We start from the raw sequence: 17,450 nt of genomic DNA on the forward strand, positions 1-17,450 counted from the left end.
CAAACCTCGTTAGTTGCACCTCGTTAGTCCCCTTCGCAGGGCGATAAACGGGGTGCAACTAACGAGGTTCACGCGTCTATTGCCGCACTGCGTTACGATGGGCGCAACATTGATCGGGGGGTCAACATGGATAAAGACGCACTCGTTGCGCACCTCGTCGGGCCGGGGAGAGCCGACGAACAGGAATGCATCAAGCTGTCCGCGACCAAATTCATAGCGAAGACGGTGTGGAACGGACTGAAGCTCCACGAATGCGAGTTCCTCCGCGTCTACGCGGCAGGCACCACGGCCCACAAGGCGGTGCTGATCGGCAGGTCCGCAGCAATGATCCAATCAATTTGGACGCTGCCGATCAGGGATGCACCGGTAACCCTGGCCAACCCGGAGCGGATGCCGCCGAGGAAGGCGCAGTGGCCCAAGGGAGTGGAATACCGCGCGATGAAGATCCCACCCACCGACTACGGTGTTGTAACCCCAGCGGGGGAACCTCTGCGCGTGACCACCCGCACTCGCACCGCCGTCGACATCGCCCGCATGTACGGGGTCCGCCACGGCGCCGTGGCAATGGATTCGCTGTTCTACCGGCAATCTTTCGCCGAGCAAGACAGAATCCGGACGCAACTGCGCGCATGCATCGACCGCCTCGCGGGGAAGCGGGGCATCGCCAACGCCCGCCAAGCGCTGGAGTGGAGTTCCACCCGCTCCGAGTCGCCGTACGAATCACTCGCTCGCGTTATCCTGCGCGAACGTGGCATTGTTGTCCAGGAGCAGATGTGGATTGGCCGGTATGCGCGCCCGGATCTGTTGTGGGGGCAACTCGCCATCGAGATCGACGGTGAAGGCAAAATGGAAGGCAAGGAAGCCGCGCTCGACCAAATCTCCCGGGAAAACTGGATTCGCATTCAACGCTATGAGGTCGCACGTATCCCTCCCCGGGACATTCTCGGCGACGAGGAGGGGGTTGTGCGGCAGATCCTGGAGCTCAAGGAGCGCTCCATGCTTCTCGACGGACCAAAGGTCATCGCCACCTCCTACCGCCCCCAGCACGGGGAAGATTGGCGTCGGAAAAAGAGCTAGGGGAGTAGCTGGCCGGTTGCTGGCGCCCGCCAGCCCCAGCGCCTTGGACCCCAAACCTCGTTAGTTGCACCTCGTTAGTCCGCTCTATAGGGCGATAAACGAGGTGCAACTAACGAGATTTACCGGGGAGGTCGGGTGTTGCGCGCGAACCCGCGTACCCTAGAGGGCATGACGCAAAAGACTCAGACGATGACTCTGCACACCAACCACGGTGACATCGCCATCGACCTCTTCGGCAACCATGCGCCGAAGACGGTCGAGACCATCACCGGCTTGGCTAAGGGCACGACCGAATACTCCACCAAGAACGCCTCCGGCACCACCGAGGGCCCGTTCTACGACGGTGCGATCTTCCACCGCATCATTCCGGGGTTCATGATCCAGGGCGGCGATCCGACCGGCACCGGCACCGGCGGCCCGGGCTTCCAGTTCGCCGACGAGTTCCACCCGGAGCTCCAGTTCGACCGCCCGTACCTGCTGGCGATGGCGAACGCTGGCCCGGGCACCAACGGCTCCCAGTTCTTCATCACTGTGGACGCAACCCCGTGGCTGAACAACCGCCACACCATCTTCGGCGAGGTCACCGACGAGGCCTCCAAGAAGGTCGTCGACGAGATCGCTAACGTGCAGACCGGCCGCATGGACCGCCCGGTTGAGGACGTCGTGATCGAATCCATCGACATCGCCTAAGCCCCCACGCATCAGGCCCCCGCCCCGCGCGGGGGCTTTTTCGTACCCTGAAGACCATGCCTGCACTCCGCGACCTACCCCGCACCGCTCCCGCCACCACAGTTATCGCAGCGATCTGCACCGTCGTGTTCCTCGCCGCCGCGCTTCAGGCCCGCTCGTTGACGGACGTGGTGTGGGATTCGGCGGTCGGTGCCAGCACCGTCCTGTACGGCCCGGAGGTCTACGGCGCGGGCTACCTGCGCGCACTCACCGCCGGTTTCATGCACCTGGACATCACGCACCTCTTCCTCAACATGCTGATGCTCGTCCTAGTGGGTGCGGAGGTGGAGCGGTTCATCGGTACCGGGCCGTACGCGCTGGCGTGGGTGGCGGGGGTGCTGTGGGCGTCGGCAAGCGTGCTGGCAATGAGCTTCACGACGCCCACCGCCGGCGCTTCCGGCGCGCTATACATGCTCATGGCGGTACTGGTCGCCATCGCCTTCCGGCGCTCGACGGATCTGCGGGCGCCGCTCGCGCTGGTTGCGGTGAACGTGGCCTACACGCTGTTGAGCCCGGCGGTGTCGTTGTGGGGCCACCTGGGCGGGCTGGCGGCGGGGGCGGCAATGGCGTGGCCGCTGACCTCTCGGAACGCGCGCACGCGCTGGATCACCGCAGGGGCAGCCATCGTAGCTGCGTGCGTTGTCATATGGGTGCTAACGATCCCGTCTACGCTCCCCGTGTACGTGTGAGTTGTCCACAGCGCTTATCCACAATGTGGAGAACTACAGGCGTGTAGTTCCTCGAACGACACGTCGAACGCCCCGTCCGACACGCCGACGAAACCAGGCGTTTTCGAACCGGGAGCAGCACATTTCCCGCCCTTGTGAAGTTTGTGCACAGAGTTATCCACAGGTGTGGAAAGTTATCGGGCACAAGAAAACCGGGATGTGGCACAGATGTGCCGCATCCCGGTTCCGGGGTCTGAGCGCTAACGCCAGCCCATGGTCATGAGCAGGCCGAGAATCATGCCAGCGAAGCCAATGGCGTAGTTCCACGGGCCGAGCTGCGTGAGCCACGAGATCTGGTCGCCCGCCAGGTAGTACAGGATGAGCCAGGCCAGACCGAAGATCATCAGCCCGAACATGATCACCTTGTACCACACCGGGGTGCCGCCCGTATTCACCTTGACCGGGGTGCGGCTGGCGCCGGCAGCGGCGCTGCTGCCGGCTGGGCGGATGGGATCCTTGGTTACTTTTGCTTTAGGCATGGAGTGCACTCCCTAGGTTTGTACGGATATCTACGTCTACAGTCCAAGCCCGCGCTGTACGTCACGCAGCGCGTTTTGCGAGTTCCGGGGCTGAACTGTAGCAGGCTGGCCTCCGGTCGCATTGCTCTGCGGGACGAGCTCGGCGGCGTCGAACTTCCACAGGTTGTAACCAATCGCTTGGTCCTTGCGGATCGTGTCGCCTGCGGGAACCTCCTGGTGGCCGATCAGCCCGCTGTCTACAAGCGCCCCGGTAGGCACGGTCGGCCCAGGAGTGAGGCGGCCGTTCCAGCCCGCGTCGCGCAGTGTGCGCTCAGCCTCGGCCGGATCAAGGCGGGTGATCTGCGGCATGGTCATGAGCATGCCGTTGGAGACGCGCAGCTCAACGGTGGTGCCGGTTTCCACATCGGTGTTCTCGCCGGCGACTGCGAGAACCTCTCCCTCCGGCTTGGCGGAGTCCACGCGGGTCACGGTGGAGCGCAGCTGCAGCGAGGACAGGGTCGCGGTGGCTTGTTCCACGTTCAGGCCCACCAGGGACGGCACTTGCACCATTCTGGGACCGGAGGAGACGGTGATGGTGATCCGGGAGCCCTTCGCAATCTGCGTGCCGCCAGCCGGCTGCTGGGCCAGGATGACGCCTTCGGGGATGTTGTCGCTGGTTTCGCGGCGCACGCTCGGGTTGAGTTCCAGCCCGGCGTTCTTCAACTCGTCGACGGCTTCCTCGGTGGTCAGGTTCGTCACGTCGGGCACGTCCGTCATCTCCCTGCCGGAGGAGACGGTCAGGGTGATCTGGGTGCCCCGCTTCAGCTCGGAGCCGGCGGCGGGGTTAGTGGAGATCACGTTGCCGCGTTTGATGTCTGGGTTGGGTTCCTCCATCACGCTGACGGAGAAACCGAGGCCTTCGAGCTCGCGAATGGCGTCGTTGCGCGGGACGTCGACAAGCTCCGGCACCTGCACCATTGCTTCCTGCACGGGCGAAGGCGCGCTTTCCTCGTCGGCGGAGAAGTAGTCGTAGACAAACCAGGACACGACAGCGGCCAGCAACAGGCCTAGCAGTGCGGCCAGCCACTTCAGCCAGTTGGAGGCGGTTTTCTCGTTTGCCGCGCGGTGGTCGTCGTAGCGCGTGTGGCCGGTTGGCTCGACCGGCTCTCTGGGCGCCACGGATTCGCGCACCACGTCGCCGACCACAACCGTGTTGTCTTCGGACAGCAGATCGGCGCTCGACAGATGGTTCTGCGCGGCGGTGGTGACGCTGCCACGCTCGAGCAACTCCAGGTCAGCACCCATCTCGTTTGCCGTCTGGTACCTGTCCGCGGGGTGTTTTGCCATCGCGGTCAGGATGACAGCGTCCACGTTCACCGCCTCGTTGTCGGACAGCGCAGCTGCGGTCCGCTCTGAGGGCGGCACGGGGTCTTCTTGGACATGCTGGTAGGCCACGGCGAACGGCGACTCGCCCTCGAAGGGCGGAACGCCGGTGACCGCTTCGTACATGACGCAGCCGAGCGCGTAGATGTCGCTGCGCGCGTCTGCGGGTTTGCCCCGCGCCTGCTCGGGGGATAGGTACTGCGCGGTGCCGATGACGGCCGAGGTTTGCGTCATGGCGGAGGTGGAATCGTCCAACGCCCTGGCGATGCCGAAGTCCATGACCTTCACGGCACCGGTATTAGTCACCATGATGTTGGCGGGCTTGATGTCGCGGTGGATAATGCCCGCGTCGTGGCTGGCCTGCAGCGCACGTGTGACCGGTAGCAGCAGTTTGGCAGCGCGCTCGGGTGACAGCGGGCCTTCGTTGCGCACGATGTCGCGCAGGTTCATGCCGTGAACGCGCTCCATGACGATGTAGGGCACGTCTACACCGGATGTTTCCACGGCGCCGGTGTCGTAGACCGAGACGATGTTGGGGTGGTTCAGCCGCGCGGAGTTCTGCGCCTCTCGGCGGAAGCGCTCGCGGAAGCTTTCGTCGCGCGCCAGGTCGATCTTCAGCATCTTCACGGCGACCTGGCGCCCCAGGGACACGTCGGTGGCGGCATACACGTCCGACATGCCGCCGGTGCCGATGATTTCGCCGAGTTCGTACCGGTCCGCGATCAGCATTTACCTGCCACCTCCGAGCAAGTTCTCAAGATTCGGCAAGTCTATCGCAGTAGTGGTCTGGGTTCCCGCCTCAGGAGCGCTGCTCGTCGGCGGCGCCATCTCCGGCGTGGACTGCACCGCTGAGGTTTCGGGGCGCGCGGGTTCAGCCGGGGCGGCGGGCGCCGATTCCGGGGCCGTGTCCTCGACGCGCAGGGTGCCCGGGTTGCGCGACTGCGTGACGGTGGTACGTTCGCGCCGCGTGGTCGTCTCGGTGACCTCTTCCTGGGTCTCCTCGACCTCGCTCGGGGTGGTCACGGTCGTGGTCCGCGGGGTGGCGGCGGGGGAGTCGCCGCTGGAGCGGTCGAACAGCCCGGCAGTGTACGCCCAGGCAACACCGCCGCCGACCAGCGCCAAAGCGAGCAGGGTGGCAACGATGGGGCCCGCCGATGAGCCCTTTTTCGCGGGCGCGGGCACGGGCGCGGGTTCGGCCGGAGGACGTCGGGAAGCAACGGCCCGGGTCGGCGCCGGCGTGTAGGAACCCTCCGGGCGCGCGGTCCGCTCGTCGGCGACGCTGGCCAGCATCTGGGTGGACGCGGTCGCGGACGGCTCGGTGGCCACTACCTGGGTGTGGCCGCCGGGCTGGGCGGGGCGCAGCCCTTGGCGGACCTGAGAGATGGCCAGCTGGAACTCGTTACCGTCGTGGAAGCGCTGACCGGGGTCTTTGCGCAGGGCGATCTCGATGAGCTCACGCGCGGGCGCGGAGACGCTGATCGGCAGCGCGGGCGGCTCAGCGGACACGTGCGCCAGTGCCACCGACACCGACGAGTCGCCGGTGAACGGGCGCTTGCCGGACAGCAGCTCGTAGCCCACAACGCCCAAAGAATAGACGTCGCTCGCGGCGGTGACCTTGATGCCCTGGGCCTGCTCCGGGGAGACGTACTGCGCGGTGCCCACGACCATGCCGGTGCGGGTCAGCGGCACTGCAGCCGCGGCCTTGGCAATGCCAAAGTCGGTGATCTTCACCTGCCCGTTCTGGGTGATCATGAGGTTGCCCGGCTTGATGTCGCGGTGCACTAAGCCCATGCGGTGGATCACGGCCAAGCCGTGGGCAGCCTGCTCGAGTACGTCGAGAGCCATGGCCTCATCCAGCTGCCCCTCACGCGCGATCAGGTCCGCGAGCGACTCGCCGCGGATGTACTCCAAGATGATGAAGCAGACGGTGAATCCCGCGCCGGTGTCCGCCTCCCGGTAGTCGTAGGTGGCCACCACGTTGTCGGAGTTGATGCCCTGCGCGCTCAGCGCCTCGTTGCGGAAGCGCGCCAGGAACTCGGCGTTGGAACTGTACTCGGGGCGCAGCACCTTGATGGCAACTTCGCGCTCGTTGGCCAGGTCGTCCGCCAGCCACACGGTGGACATGCCGCCGTGGCCGATGATCCACTGCAGCTGGTAGCCGTCGCCGACGAGCCGCTGGAGGTCCTCGCGGTTTTCGGTGTTCATCTACTCTGCTCCTTCCACAGGTGCGGGGGCGGCGCGCAGGACGGCGCGGCCGATGGGGCCGGAGACCTGCCCGCCCGTGGCAGCTTCGCCGAGGTTGCCGCCGTTTTTCACGACGACGGCAACGGCAACGTCCTTCGCCGGGTCGAACGCGACGTACCACACGTGCGGCGCAGCGCCCTCGGCGTGCTCCGCGGTGCCGGTCTTGGAGGCGAACCCGTTGCCGTCGTAACCGTACGACCAACGCTCGGATCCGTACATCAAGTCCGTGATCGTCACGGCTTCCTCCTCCGTTACGGCTTCGTTCAGCTCCACCGGTTTGGCCTCTTTAACGACCTTGCCGTCCGCGTTACGCACCGCGCGCACGACGTGCGGCTCCATGCGCTTGCCCTTGTTGGCGATAGTCGCGGCCATCACCGCAGCCTGCAGTGCCGTCATGGTCACGTCGCGCTGGCCGATCGCGGACTGCGCGAGCTCCGCACCGCCAGGCAGCTCGCCCAGCGAGCCGGCCGCGTTGGGCAGGCCGAGGTCGTAGCTCTGGCCGACACCGAAACGGTCCGCCGCGTCGCGCAGCGCATCCGCGCCCACCGCGAGACCCATTTGTACGAAGGCCGTGTTGCACGAAAGGGCGAAGGCGGTGCTCAGCGGCACTTGACCGCCGCCGGCGCATGCCTGGCCACCGTAGTTGGTCAGCGGGATGTTGTCGGTGCCGGGCAGGATGATCTGCGCCTCACCGGTCAGCGGCGAATCGGGCGTGTAGCCGTTTCGCAGGCCCGCGGCGGTGGTGATGATCTTGAAGATCGAGCCCGGCGGCAGCTGCTCTTGCGTCGCGTGGTTCAGCAGCGGGTTAGCCGGGTTGCTGTTCACCTGCGACCAGGCGTCCTCCGAGGTCGCTGGGTTGGCGATGCCGTTGGGGTCGTAGCTAGGGGTCGATGCCATGGCGAGCACCTCGCCTGACGACGGCCTGACGGCCACAACCGCGCCCTCGTAGCCCGGTTCAGCCAGCTGGTCGAACGCGAAGGCCTGCAGGCTGGGATCCAGGGTCAGCTCCACCGTGTCGCCCTTATTGCCGTCCTCTGTGCCGGTGCGCAGGAAGCGGGAGGAGGTGCCGGAATCCCCGGTGAGTTCGCCGTTGTACGTGGCTTCCAGCTGGGAGGTGCCGAACTGGTCGGAGGCGTAGCCCACCACCGGGGCGAAGGACCACGGCATGTTCGGGTATGCGCGCTGGTAGAACCCGGTCTCCTCATCACGGTAGCTTTGGGCGAGCACGGTGTCGCCGGCGACGATGTCGCCGCGGTTCGTGCGCTTGAGCTCCATGAGGATGCGCGAGTTGTGCGGATCCTGCGCATATTCCTCCTCGCGCATGCCCTGCACCACGGAATAGTTGACCAGCAGCGCCACAATAAGTAGCAGCGAGACGACGGCGCCGAATCGGATGGACTTGTTCATCGCACGCTCACCTTCTCAGGCTGGGCGGCGGCAACAGCGTCGTAGTCCGCCGGGCGGTTCGCGCCGTTGGAGATGCGCAGCAGCAGGCCCAGCAGGATGTAGTTCGCCATCACGGAGGAACCGCCGGCAGACATGAACGGCGTGGTCAACCCGGTCATGGGGAGCATGGCCGACACGCCGCCGGCGACCACGAAGATCTGGATGGCAATGGTCAGCGCGAGCCCGGAAGCCAACAGCTTGCCGTAGGAGTCGCGCGCCTGCATCGCGGTGCGGAATCCGCGGGTGACGAAGACGCCGAACAGGCACAGCACCGCGGCGATGCCCACGAAGCCGAGCTCCTCGCCGAGGGCGGCCAGGATGTAGTCCGAATGCGCAACCGGCACCAGTTCCGGGTGGCCGTACCCGAGGCCAGTGCCGGTAATACCGCCCCAGCTCAGCCCGATCAACGCGTTGGCGGGCTGGTTGCCAATGCCCTCGAAGTCCGCGAACGGGTCAAGGAAGTTGCTCACGCGCTCCTGGATCTTGGAGCTGACCTGGTACACGGCGTAACCGCCGATAGCCACCAGCGCAAGGCCGATGGCCAGCCAGGACGCGCGCCCGGTAGCGAAGTAGACCATTCCCAGCACGGTGGCGAACAGCAGTAGCGCCGGGCCGAAGTCGTTGGACACCGCCATGATCAGGATGGCGATAGCCCACACCATCAAGATGGGGGCGAGATCGCGCAGGCGCGGGAACGTTAGGCCCGCGAAGCGCCTGCCGGCCACGGTGAACAGTGCACGTTTCTGGGCCAGCAGCTGCGCGAAGAAGATCAGCAGCAGGATCTTGGAAAACTCGCCGGGCTGGATGGAGAAGGGGCCGAGCCACAGCCAGATCCGCGCCTCTTCGTACCCCGGGGGCTGCGGCCACACCAGCGGCAGCGCCAAGAGGATCAGCCCTACCAGCCCCAGCAGGTAAGAGTAGCGGGACAGGGACTTGTGGTCCCGCACCACGATCAAGGTCAGCACCATCAGGCCAACGCCCACCAGGGACCACAGCATCTGGCGCTCCGCGAGCGGGCCGTACCCGGGTCGCTCCGCCAGGTCGAGGCGGTAAATCACTACCAGGCCGATGGCATTGAGTAGCGCCACCACGGGCAGCATCACCTGGTCCGCGTAGGGCGCCAAGACAGCGATGGCCACGTGGGCGATGGCGTAGACGCCGACGAACCCGCCGATGATGTAGAGCATCTCCGTGGACAGGGTGCGGCCTTGGCTCGTCTCTAAGCCGAACAGCATGAGCGCGAGCAGGGCTGCGGCGAAGAGCAGGAGGAGCAGCTCACGGCTGCGGGAGCGCAGTCTGTTCATCGGATCTCCCTGCACGTGTCGTTGTCGGGCGTCTGACTGTCCACGCAGCCCGGCAGCGCCTGATCTGCCAGCTCGTTGAGTTTGGCCAGTACGTCGTCGTAGGAGCCGGTGACGGTTTCCACCTCGCGCTGGTCCTTGGGCAGGTCCTGCACGTTGAAGACGTGACAGTCGCCCGGCGTGGAGTCTTTGGCAATGACGCGCAGTTTGCCGTCTGGGTTCAGACAGGCGTGCTGGATGTCCTCGGTCTGCGCTTCGGCGAAGAGGTTGTCGCGGGTGGTGTGCTGCACCGCGAACTCGCCGGAGCCTTCAACCTTCAGCGTGTAGCTGTCCGTGTCACGCGACTGCGCCCACGCCAGGCCGGCCACGGCCAGGACGAGCAGCAGCACGAGTGTCGTGACCACCCACGGCCACACCGATGACGCTTGTTTCGTGCCGGTGCCGCTAGTGTGGCCCTCCTCATCGTCGGAGAGGTCGGCGTCCTGCGTCTTTGCGCGGTTGTGGTCCGGCGTGATGGTCTCGGATTTGCGCAGCAGCGCCGCCGCCCGGGAGGCGGCCGAATCCGGGTGGGACGACTGGTAGTCCGGGGCCAACGCCCCAGCCTTCACTACGGCGCGGGATTGCCCCTCGGCCGCATCGTCAGCGACCACCTCGGCTACTACGACCGTTACGTTGTCTGGCCCGCCGGAGCGCAGCGCCAGCTCAACTAGTCGCTGGGCAGCCATCTCCGGCGTGCCGTCGCCCAACGCGATCTCGATGGTCTCCCGCGTGACCGGGTCACTCAGACCGTCGGAGCACAACAGCACACGGTCGCCCGGTTGCACCTGCAGTGTCTCCAGGTGCGGCTCAACCGGCCGGCCGGTATACGCCTTGAGGATCAGGGATTTCTGCGGGTGGGAGGACACGTCTTCAGGCGCGAGCCTGCCGTCGTCCACGAGCGACTGCACGAAGGTGTCGTCAACGGTGATTTGGCGAAGCTCGCCGTCGCGAAGCCGGTAGCCCCGCGAATCGCCAACGTGGATGAGGCCGAACTCGCGGCCGTTGAACATCAGCGCGGTCAGCGTGGTGCCCATGCCAGCTTGCTCCGGGTGCTCGGCCACCGAGGCCTCGATAGCCGCGTTGGCGTCCTCGGCTGCGGCACCCAGCAACGCGAGCATGTCCGCGTCCTCCGGGTCGCGGTCTAAGTGCTCGAGGTGCTCCACCATGATCTGGCTGGCCACCTCGCCGGCGGCGTGGCCACCCATGCCGTCCGCAAGCACCAGCAGGTTCGGCCCCGCGTAGGCGGAATCCTCGTTGTTGCCCCGGACAAGGCCACGGTCGGACACCGCAACGAAATTCAGCGAGAGCTTCACGGCATCAGCCTCACAATCGTGCGTCCCATCTTCATGTCCGTGCCCACGGTCACCCGTTCAGGCTGATCAATGCGCACCCCGTTGACGAAGGTGCCGTTGCGCGAATCCAAGTCCTCCACAAACCAGTCGCTGCCCCTGCGGAACAGGCGCGCGTGGCGTGATGAGGCGAAATCGTCGCCCAGCTGGAAGTCATTGTCGCCAGCTCTGCCGACAGTAAAGTCCTCCAAGCTGGCAATTTCCATGTGCGACCCTTTCAGTGGCCCCTCAACCACCGCAAGAGTCCGCGCCTTCTCCCTGGGTGCGGCCGCAGGGGCAGTGGCTTGGCGACGCACAGCTCCGCCCGCCGACACCACATCCTTTCTCTGGGTCCACATGACCAGAAAGATGAAGACCCACAGCAGGGCCAACAGGCCGAAACGGGCGCTCAGGATGACTGTCGAATCCATGGTGTCCCCTCTACGGGCGGAAGTATTCGGTGCTGGGGTGGGACACCGAGTCCGTGAACTGCGGCTGGCTCCCGCCCGCCTGCGGCTGGTCCTGCGCGCCGACGATGCGGACCTCGATGTTGGAATGGCCCAGCGTGATGACGTCCCCGTCTGCGAGCATCCAGTTGTCCACCGGCTCGTCGTTGACCGTGGTGCCGTTGGTGGACTGCAGGTCCACCAACACCGCCACCTCGCCGTCCCAGGTGATCTCCGCGTGCTGGCGGGACACACCCGTGTCCGGCAAACGGAAATCCGAATCGTTGGAGCGGCCTAGGATGTTGGAGCCCTCGTGCACCAAGTAGGTGCGCGACGAGCCGTCCTGCAGCAGCAGGCTCACCGTGGGTTGCTGCGGATTCTGCTGGGAGTTTTCCGGGGTGGGTTCGGACATTGCATCCTCCTTCAATTGCGAGCGTGAGGCGCGGCGCTTTGTCGGCTCCGCCACAATGGCGTCGAAGCCGCTGGCAACGTCCGGCATGGTGTCGATGTAGCTGGACACCCGGAGCTGGCCAGTGCGCAGGCCCGACTCCTCCGCGATACGGACAACCGCAGGGCCGTCAAGGAACCACTGCTTGTTGCGCACGTACCGCATGAGCTGGTCGGCGAGGTCCGCAGGAAGATCGCGGTTCCGCGACAGGTTCTCCAGGTCCTTCGAGGACACCCCAACTGCGTAGACGTTGGGGGCAACGTATTCGTCTCTGTCTGTCACGACCAGCGAGTCCTGGGCTTCCTGTTTGACCAGCTCTTCAATCTCTTCAGGCACAACCTTGCCGCCGAACAGCGCCGCCATTGAGTTGTCCAAGCCGCGCTGCAGGGAACTGTCCAGCTTTGCCAGCCTGTCCATCACTGCCATCTTCGTGCGCACCTCCTTTCTTCACATGCGAATTTCAGTAACTCGGACAGTATAGGTGGCCAGCCCGACACGACCTATCCGTCCAGCGTGCGCCCGTTGACGTAAAAGGGCATTGCGCTGCGGATTTGTAGTTACTGTGACCTACGTTCTATATTGATCAAGTCGCCCGCCCGGGTGGCGGAATTGGCAGACGCGCTGGCTTCAGGTGCCAGTGTTCGCAAGAACGTGGGGGTTCAAGTCCCCCCCCGGGCACAGATCGGTCCCGACCCACACTCTTCGGAGCGTGGGCCGGGATTTTTCGTTCGTGCCCCGGGTAGTCGGAATTTGTTCATGCCCGGGTCTGCGGACTTCCTGTGAACCACACTGGTGGCCGTTGTGTTGTTGGCTAGGTGGTTTTGGCTATGTTTCGTTGTTTAGCCAGGGTTGTGTATTGCCCGTCTGGTCCGGTGGTGAGTCTGTCAAAGACGAACCAGTCCAGATAATCGTCAAGATACTTCATAAACTCCTCGGTTGTGTGCTTTTCGGGGCGAATTCCACTGGCGTGAAGTTCGCGCTTGATGGTGCCGAAGAACCCTTCTACTCGGGCGTTGTCGCCGCTGTTGCCGAGCCGGGATAGGGACGGCACCATCAACCAGGCGTTATCGCACGGGTTCTCGTCTGTGCAATGTGTGCATTGTTGCTTGTCGTGACTGATATCAGTCAGTCGGTCAACCCAATCGATGTGGCGGTAGTGCCAGCCACGGTCGGTGTGCAGTTCGGGGCGTTGGCCTGGTTGTATTTGCTCGAGCCCAGCTTCAAGCATCGTGTTGGTCAGCAACGCCGCTGGTCGCGTTGCGCAGGTATACGCGATGGGCATGTTGTCGTGGAAGTCGATCAGCGGGCTAAAAAAGACTTTGCCGTCAGCGCATTGAAACTCGGTGATGTCGGTGCCGAGTCTTTGGTTTGGCGCATCGGCATAGAAATCGTGTACCAGATCCTTCCTGCCCGCCTGCCTGCGACGATCCGCCTGCGAACGATATCTTTGCGAAACGTGGGTGCCATTTTTGGTGACAGTGTCGATGTCTCCAACCAGACATCGATTTGCTGGGCGATGCGCAGTTTCGCCCTTGTACGAGCTGTAGCGCTTCGTGCGTTTCATCTTCGGCTGCAGGTGTTCTTCGCGCATGATCGTACGAATCGATTTTTCCCCCAGCGACAGACCGTTCGCTTTGCACACTTCACTCACGCGGCGGTAGCCGTAGACCATGCGGTTGCCCTCACAGGCGGCGGTAACCATTGCCTTGGCCTGGCCTTTTCGGTCGACTAGAGGGTGTTTTAACCGCCTGCATGCCGACTTGTAGGTGTTGTATTTCAATCCGTAGTAGGCGCAGCAACGCGTTACTTGGTATCCGACGTCCCGGAGTCGTCTGACAGCCGTAGCGACGACCACGCTATCGAGCGTCTCCGGGTTTGCGCTTTTCCCTCAGATTCCATCACCGCCTCAAACAGCGCTTTATCCGCCAGACGCATAAACCGCTCTTGACGCAACAGGTCTTTGAGGGTCTCAACGTCATCCGGCAACGCTGCCTCATCAAACGGAGCTGTTGGCTGCTCATGGTTGCGTGAATGTGCACTCTCACCGCGCGGGGCGCGTTGTGATTGACGTTGTGTTTCGGCCTTCTTGCGCTTGCGTTTTTGGGCTTCGTGGTGTTCTTTCACACGCGCCAGTGTCGCCTGTTCTATCTTCTGCGGTGTCATCCCACGCCGCGAACCCGCATCCGGAGCGAACTTGTGCGTCCACGCCGCCACGGAACTCGCAGCGACCCGAAAACGCCATCCAATCTCGCGGGTGGATGCCGACGTTGTCACATTCGCCCGGACGACCTCAGCAATCAACTCGGCAGAACGCCAACCTTTATCGACCCCGCTGCCATGACGGGCGTTGCGTGCCCATCCCGAAATTGAAGCGGTAGAAGGAACAGACCTACATTCCTCCCGAATCAACTGCGCACGAACCTGCGAAGCAGCAAGCCCCTGCCCCGAAAGCTCAACGGCACGCTGCCGTACCTCCGGCGGATAACTCATCCTCGAACTCCGATCCCGACGACCGATGGTTCACAGGAAGTCCGCACAGCCGCCCGCGGAAAATCGGTGAAGAAATTTGCGGGGCGGGTAAAAAAGCTCCCCCCGCCCGCGCTAGATTTGTCGGTATGTGGGCGGAACGCGAAATCGTTGTAAAGCAAACGAAAGCGCTCGGGCGCGACGCGTTTGCCATCGAAACTCCGGATGGGCAGCTGCTTGGCACCGCCCGCCAGACGCGGAAGATGAGCAACCTGGTCAAAGCATCGCGCGGGGTGGAGGTGTTCGACGCGGCGGGCGCGCATGTGCTGAGCATTGAGGACCCGGCCAACTTCATCCGCGACCAGTACGTCGTGCACCTGGCAGACCCGCCGATGGAGCTGGCGAGGCTGACCAAGCGGTTCGCATGGCTAGGCTCCAAGTTCGACGTGGAGGTCGCGGGCCTACCGGACCTGCAAATCCAGGGCCAGGTATTCGACCTGAACTACGCGCTGACCAGCCAGGGCCAAGAGATCGCCCGCGTGGATGCGGAATACTCCGGCGTCGGGCGGATGCTGATGGGCAAGACCAGCTACCGCGTGGCCATCCAACCGGGCCTGGACCAGCGGGAGCACGCCGCCGTGATCGGCATCGCGCTCGCGATCGACATGCGACGCGCGAAGATGCGGAGAAACTCGGGCTAACAGGCATGACCAAAGCGCAGCGCTGGGGCTTTTTCGCGGTGGTGTCGCTGGGCCTGCTGATGATCAGCCTGGACAACTCCATCCTGTACACGGCGCTGCCGGCGCTGGAGCGCAGCTTGGGCGCCAGCCCCGAGCAGGGCCTGTGGATTATCAACGCCTACCCGCTCGTACTGTCCGGCTTGCTGCTGGGCACCGGCGCGCTGGGGGACAGGGTCGGCCACCGCCTGATGTTTCTTGCCGGGCTGGTGATTTTCGGCGCGGCATCCCTCGGTGCCGCGTTCGCGCCGGGACCGTTCGCGCTCATTCTCGCCCGCGGCCTGCTTGGTGCGGGCGCCGCGGTGATGATGCCGGCCACGCTCGCCCTGATCCGGCTCACGTTCCCTGACGAGCGCGAACGCAACACCGCAATCGGCATCTGGGGCTCCGTCGCGGTCGCAGGTGGCGCGCTCGGCCCGGTCGTGGGCGGCGCGCTGCTGGGGCACTTCTGGGTCGGCTCCGTGTTTCTGATCAACGTGCCCATCGTTGTCGGCGCACTCGTGCTCACCGTCGCCCTCGCGCCGCCGAACCTTCCCAACCCGGACAAACGGTGGGACCTGGTCTCGTCCCTGTACGCGCTTGTTGCCCTCTCCGGGCTGACCATGGCCATCAAGCAGGCCGCTAACCCGCAAAGCGGCGCGTGGCTTTTCGGCGGGGCCGCGGCGGCCGTCCTGGGCGGCTGGCTGTTCGTGCGCCGTCAGCACCGGTTGGAGGACCCTCTGCTCACCTTCGAGATCTTTCGCTCCCGCATGTTCACCGGAGGCGTGCTCGCGGCGGTGGGCGGCATGTTCGTCCTCGCGGGCGCGGAGCTGATGACCACGCAGAAACTGCAGCTTATCGACGAGCTGACGCCCCTTGCCGCCGGGGCCACCGTCGCCGTGATGGCCGCAGCCGCCATACCGGCGAGCGCGCTCGGCGGCGCGTACCTCCACGCGGTTGGTTTCCTGCCGCTTATCACGGGCGGTTTCGCTGGTGCGGCAGTGGGCGCGGGGGTACTTGTTGCCGGAGGGACGTGGATTGGGTTGGTGCTGCTGGGACTGTCGGCGGGGTCGGTGATGAGCGTGTCCTCGATTGCGATCATCGGGTCCGCCCCCATGCACCGTTCCGGCATGGCCGCCGGTGTGGAGGAGGTCTCCTACGAGCTGGGCACGCTGGTCACAGTGGCGCTGACCGGGTCGTTGCTGCAGGCTGGCCTGGATCGCGGGGTGGAGTACACCGTCGCGTACCGCAGCGTGATCGCGGTGTTGGGGGCGGCGGCCGCGGCATTCTGCGTGGCAACTGCGGTGTGCTTCCGGGGGAATCCAAAGTCGGGTGGCGCCTAGTACAGCTCCCGCGTTGCGGACTCGATGTCCTGAATGAGGAAGCAGTTCGCGTACGGCAGGTCCTCGGCGGTGCCTGCGGTGTCCAAAAAGTCAACCGCCAGGTGGTTAAGCAGGGGCACGACGTCGGGCGGCTGCCTGTTCACCACCCGGGCGAACCCGATGTCCTGCTCGGCGTAGGCGGCGAATAGCGCGTCCTTCACGGCGTTCGCCGCGTCGTCGTTGCCGGTAGGGAACGTGACGCGGAAATCCCGCGGGATGCAGAAGTACAGGGCGTTGGCGTACTCGAAGACCGCGTCGTCGTCGCCGGCTTCGGCGGCGGCCGTCAGGGCGTCGAAAAGCAGGCGCCCATGCGCGGCGGACGCATTGCGCGCGACGATGTGCTCGAGCGCCTCGCCCACGGCTTCCACCAGCTCGTCGCGCCGGGAGGGGTCCCCGGCGAGTATGCCCGTGCACTCCTGGGCGTGGGCGCAGGAGAGGTAGTACTCCACCGCGCTGGTCTCGTAGGCGAGGTAGCTGAAGTGCGCGTCCAGGCCGCGGCGCAGGTCGCGCAGGATCTCGTACGGCAGCTCGGTGCCGTCGTCCACGATGTCCGCGTGGAGGATGAACCTGCCGGCATGCCAGTGACGGTCCATGATCAGCGTCGAGTCCCGGTAGTTGGGGTAGAGGTCCGCGGCGAAAACCATCCGGCCCTCGGCGTCGAATTCCGGCTCGGTGGTGAACTGCACGGACAGCGCGTCGATGTCAGGCATGCGCGTGAACGCGAAATCTTCCACCGTCTGCGTGTCGTCCACCACGGCGTACTCGTCCGCCGAGGGCTCGGACAGCGGCCGGACCATCACCGCCTCGAGCTCGTCCCACGCGCCCTCCATAGCGTCCTCGATCTCAAACTCCCCGGCGAGCTGTACGGCGTATTCCGCCAGGCAGTAGGCGTACGAGAACCGCGGCTCCACCTGCTCCAACCGGCCCAGCGCGTCGCGCAGCCCCTTGAGGTAGAAGAACTGGTCGGACACGTGCCCGTCTTCGGCGTCGCGCGCGAGCTCGAAGCACTGCCACGCGTACGCAAGGTCCGCGTAATGGCGCGGCTCTGCCACCCGCGGGCGCCCGTACGGCCGCCACATGGCGCAAAAGGCGTCCAGGTACGCGTTGACGTTGCGCAGCTCGCGCTCGTCCAGGCTGCCGCTGATGCGCCAGGTGATGTCGTAGTCCCCGCACGCGCCGGCTCCTTTGATGAGGTTCATGCGCTCCATCAAACTCGGCCCGCCGACATTGCCAGCGATCCGTTCGAACATGTCGTGCCC

16 protein-coding genes and 1 tRNA gene are annotated in these 17,450 nt (G+C 65.0%); 6 read left to right on the plus strand and 11 right to left on the minus strand.

Annotation, left to right across the window (positions count from 1 at the left end; all coding sequences use genetic code 11):
* The first annotated feature begins 126 nt into the window (after positions 1–126).
* The 3 genes from CUREI_RS00145 (at position 127) to CUREI_RS00155 (ending at position 2,495) form a co-directional block, all read left to right on the plus strand.
* Positions 127–1,077, plus strand: coding sequence for an endonuclease domain-containing protein (locus CUREI_RS00145; protein WP_038608990.1), 951 nt, complete (start codon positions 127–129; stop codon positions 1,075–1,077).
* A 168-nt stretch (positions 1,078–1,245) separates the two neighbouring features.
* Positions 1,246–1,767 (plus strand): peptidylprolyl isomerase, encoded by a 522-nt coding sequence (locus CUREI_RS00150; RefSeq protein ID WP_038613558.1) that lies wholly within the window; start codon positions 1,246–1,248, stop codon positions 1,765–1,767.
* A gap of 56 nt (positions 1,768–1,823) precedes the next feature.
* The gene (locus CUREI_RS00155) at positions 1,824–2,495 is read left to right on the plus strand and encodes a rhomboid family intramembrane serine protease (protein ID WP_038608993.1); all 672 of its coding nucleotides are present in this window, start codon (positions 1,824–1,826) and stop codon (positions 2,493–2,495) included.
* Positions 2,496–2,734: 239 nt separating this feature from the next.
* Here CUREI_RS00155 and crgA read toward each other — a convergent pair whose 3' ends face one another.
* From crgA to CUREI_RS12570, 8 genes are read right to left on the minus strand one after another with little or no spacing between them, the layout of a single operon-like run.
* A complete protein-coding gene (crgA, locus tag CUREI_RS00160) occupies positions 2,735–3,013 on the minus strand; it encodes a cell division protein CrgA (RefSeq protein ID WP_038608996.1) in 279 nt (92 codons plus the stop codon).
* 36 nt (positions 3,014–3,049) lie between these two features.
* A complete protein-coding gene (gene pknB / locus CUREI_RS00165) occupies positions 3,050–5,104 on the minus strand; it encodes a Stk1 family PASTA domain-containing Ser/Thr kinase (protein ID WP_069202870.1) in 2,055 nt (684 codons plus the stop codon).
* Complete coding sequence (locus CUREI_RS00170) at positions 5,105–6,580, minus strand: serine/threonine-protein kinase (RefSeq protein ID WP_038608999.1); 1,476 nt, start codon at positions 6,578–6,580, stop codon at positions 5,105–5,107.
* Positions 6,581–8,026, minus strand: coding sequence for a penicillin-binding transpeptidase domain-containing protein (locus CUREI_RS00175; protein WP_038609002.1), 1,446 nt, complete (start codon positions 8,024–8,026; stop codon positions 6,581–6,583).
* On the minus strand, positions 8,023–9,369 hold the full coding sequence (locus CUREI_RS00180; protein WP_038609004.1) for an FtsW/RodA/SpoVE family cell cycle protein: 1,347 nt from the start codon (positions 9,367–9,369) through the stop codon (positions 8,023–8,025). The genes CUREI_RS00175 and CUREI_RS00180 overlap by 4 nt, the downstream gene beginning before the upstream one ends.
* A complete protein-coding gene (locus tag CUREI_RS00185) occupies positions 9,366–10,718 on the minus strand; it encodes a PP2C family protein-serine/threonine phosphatase (protein ID WP_038609007.1) in 1,353 nt (450 codons plus the stop codon). Before CUREI_RS00185 ends, CUREI_RS00180 begins: the two co-directional genes overlap by 4 nt.
* Positions 10,715–11,164 carry an FHA domain-containing protein FhaB/FipA gene (locus CUREI_RS00190; RefSeq protein ID WP_038609010.1) on the minus strand — a complete coding sequence of 150 codons (450 nt, stop codon included), beginning with the start codon at positions 11,162–11,164 and terminating at the stop codon, positions 10,715–10,717. Before CUREI_RS00190 ends, CUREI_RS00185 begins: the two co-directional genes overlap by 4 nt.
* A gap of 10 nt (positions 11,165–11,174) precedes the next feature.
* Positions 11,175–12,053 carry a DUF3662 and FHA domain-containing protein gene (locus CUREI_RS12570; protein WP_038609013.1) on the minus strand — a complete coding sequence of 293 codons (879 nt, stop codon included), beginning with the start codon at positions 12,051–12,053 and terminating at the stop codon, positions 11,175–11,177.
* Positions 12,054–12,221: 168 nt separating this feature from the next.
* Here CUREI_RS12570 and CUREI_RS00200 point away from each other — a divergent pair.
* Positions 12,222–12,305 (plus strand) — tRNA-Leu (locus CUREI_RS00200).
* Between the two features lie 133 nt (positions 12,306–12,438).
* Here the strand turns inward: CUREI_RS00200 and CUREI_RS11480 are convergent.
* Together CUREI_RS11480 and CUREI_RS12130 are read right to left on the minus strand one after the other, a co-directional pair.
* On the minus strand, positions 12,439–13,329 hold the full coding sequence (locus CUREI_RS11480; protein WP_051952091.1) for a DDE-type integrase/transposase/recombinase: 891 nt from the start codon (positions 13,327–13,329) through the stop codon (positions 12,439–12,441).
* Between the two features lie 101 nt (positions 13,330–13,430).
* Positions 13,431–14,117 (minus strand): hypothetical protein, encoded by a 687-nt coding sequence (locus CUREI_RS12130; protein WP_144242372.1) that lies wholly within the window; start codon positions 14,115–14,117, stop codon positions 13,431–13,433.
* 125 nt (positions 14,118–14,242) lie between these two features.
* On the opposite strand from CUREI_RS12130, the gene CUREI_RS00215 reads away from it, so the two are divergent.
* Complete coding sequence (locus CUREI_RS00215; RefSeq protein ID WP_038609019.1) at positions 14,243–14,794, plus strand: LURP-one-related/scramblase family protein; 552 nt, start codon at positions 14,243–14,245, stop codon at positions 14,792–14,794.
* 5 nt (positions 14,795–14,799) lie between these two features.
* A complete protein-coding gene (locus CUREI_RS00220; RefSeq protein WP_038609022.1) occupies positions 14,800–16,152 on the plus strand; it encodes an MFS transporter in 1,353 nt (450 codons plus the stop codon).
* On the opposite strand, the gene CUREI_RS00225 is transcribed toward CUREI_RS00220, so the two are convergent.
* Positions 16,149–17,441, minus strand: coding sequence for a hypothetical protein (locus tag CUREI_RS00225; protein WP_144242373.1), 1,293 nt, complete (start codon positions 17,439–17,441; stop codon positions 16,149–16,151). The genes CUREI_RS00220 and CUREI_RS00225 overlap by 4 nt on opposite strands.
* Between the last annotated feature and the right edge of the window lie 9 nt (positions 17,442–17,450).

The sequence above is a fragment of the Corynebacterium ureicelerivorans genome, from assembly GCF_000747315.1.
GTDB classification, from domain to species: Bacteria; Actinomycetota; Actinomycetes; order Mycobacteriales; family Mycobacteriaceae; genus Corynebacterium; species Corynebacterium mucifaciens.

What these genes read in the sequence shown, in the direction of transcription:
- CUREI_RS00145 (WP_038608990.1), top strand. Translation starts at nt 127, where the DNA reads ATGGATAAAGACGCACTCGTTGCGCACCTCGTCGGGCCGGGGAGAGCC.
- CUREI_RS00150 (WP_038613558.1), top strand. Translation starts at nt 1,246, where the DNA reads ATGACGCAAAAGACTCAGACGATGACTCTGCACACCAACCACGGTGAC.
- CUREI_RS00155 (WP_038608993.1), top strand. Translation starts at nt 1,824, where the DNA reads ATGCCTGCACTCCGCGACCTACCCCGCACCGCTCCCGCCACCACAGTT.
- crgA (WP_038608996.1), bottom strand. Translation starts at nt 3,013, where the DNA reads ATGCCTAAAGCAAAAGTAACCAAGGATCCCATCCGCCCAGCCGGCAGC.
- pknB (WP_069202870.1), bottom strand. Translation starts at nt 5,104, where the DNA reads ATGCTGATCGCGGACCGGTACGAACTCGGCGAAATCATCGGCACCGGC.
- CUREI_RS00170 (WP_038608999.1), bottom strand. Translation starts at nt 6,580, where the DNA reads ATGAACACCGAAAACCGCGAGGACCTCCAGCGGCTCGTCGGCGACGGC.
- CUREI_RS00175 (WP_038609002.1), bottom strand. Translation starts at nt 8,026, where the DNA reads ATGAACAAGTCCATCCGATTCGGCGCCGTCGTCTCGCTGCTACTTATT.
- CUREI_RS00180 (WP_038609004.1), bottom strand. Translation starts at nt 9,369, where the DNA reads ATGAACAGACTGCGCTCCCGCAGCCGTGAGCTGCTCCTCCTGCTCTTC.
- CUREI_RS00190 (WP_038609010.1), bottom strand. Translation starts at nt 11,164, where the DNA reads ATGGATTCGACAGTCATCCTGAGCGCCCGTTTCGGCCTGTTGGCCCTG.
- CUREI_RS12570 (WP_038609013.1), bottom strand. Translation starts at nt 12,053, where the DNA reads ATGGCAGTGATGGACAGGCTGGCAAAGCTGGACAGTTCCCTGCAGCGC.
- CUREI_RS11480 (WP_051952091.1), bottom strand. Translation starts at nt 13,329, where the DNA reads ATGGTTACCGCCGCCTGTGAGGGCAACCGCATGGTCTACGGCTACCGC.
- CUREI_RS12130 (WP_144242372.1), bottom strand. Translation starts at nt 14,117, where the DNA reads ATGAGTTATCCGCCGGAGGTACGGCAGCGTGCCGTTGAGCTTTCGGGG.
- CUREI_RS00215 (WP_038609019.1), top strand. Translation starts at nt 14,243, where the DNA reads ATGTGGGCGGAACGCGAAATCGTTGTAAAGCAAACGAAAGCGCTCGGG.
- CUREI_RS00220 (WP_038609022.1), top strand. Translation starts at nt 14,800, where the DNA reads ATGACCAAAGCGCAGCGCTGGGGCTTTTTCGCGGTGGTGTCGCTGGGC.
- CUREI_RS00225 (WP_144242373.1), bottom strand. Translation starts at nt 17,441, where the DNA reads ATGTTCGAACGGATCGCTGGCAATGTCGGCGGGCCGAGTTTGATGGAG.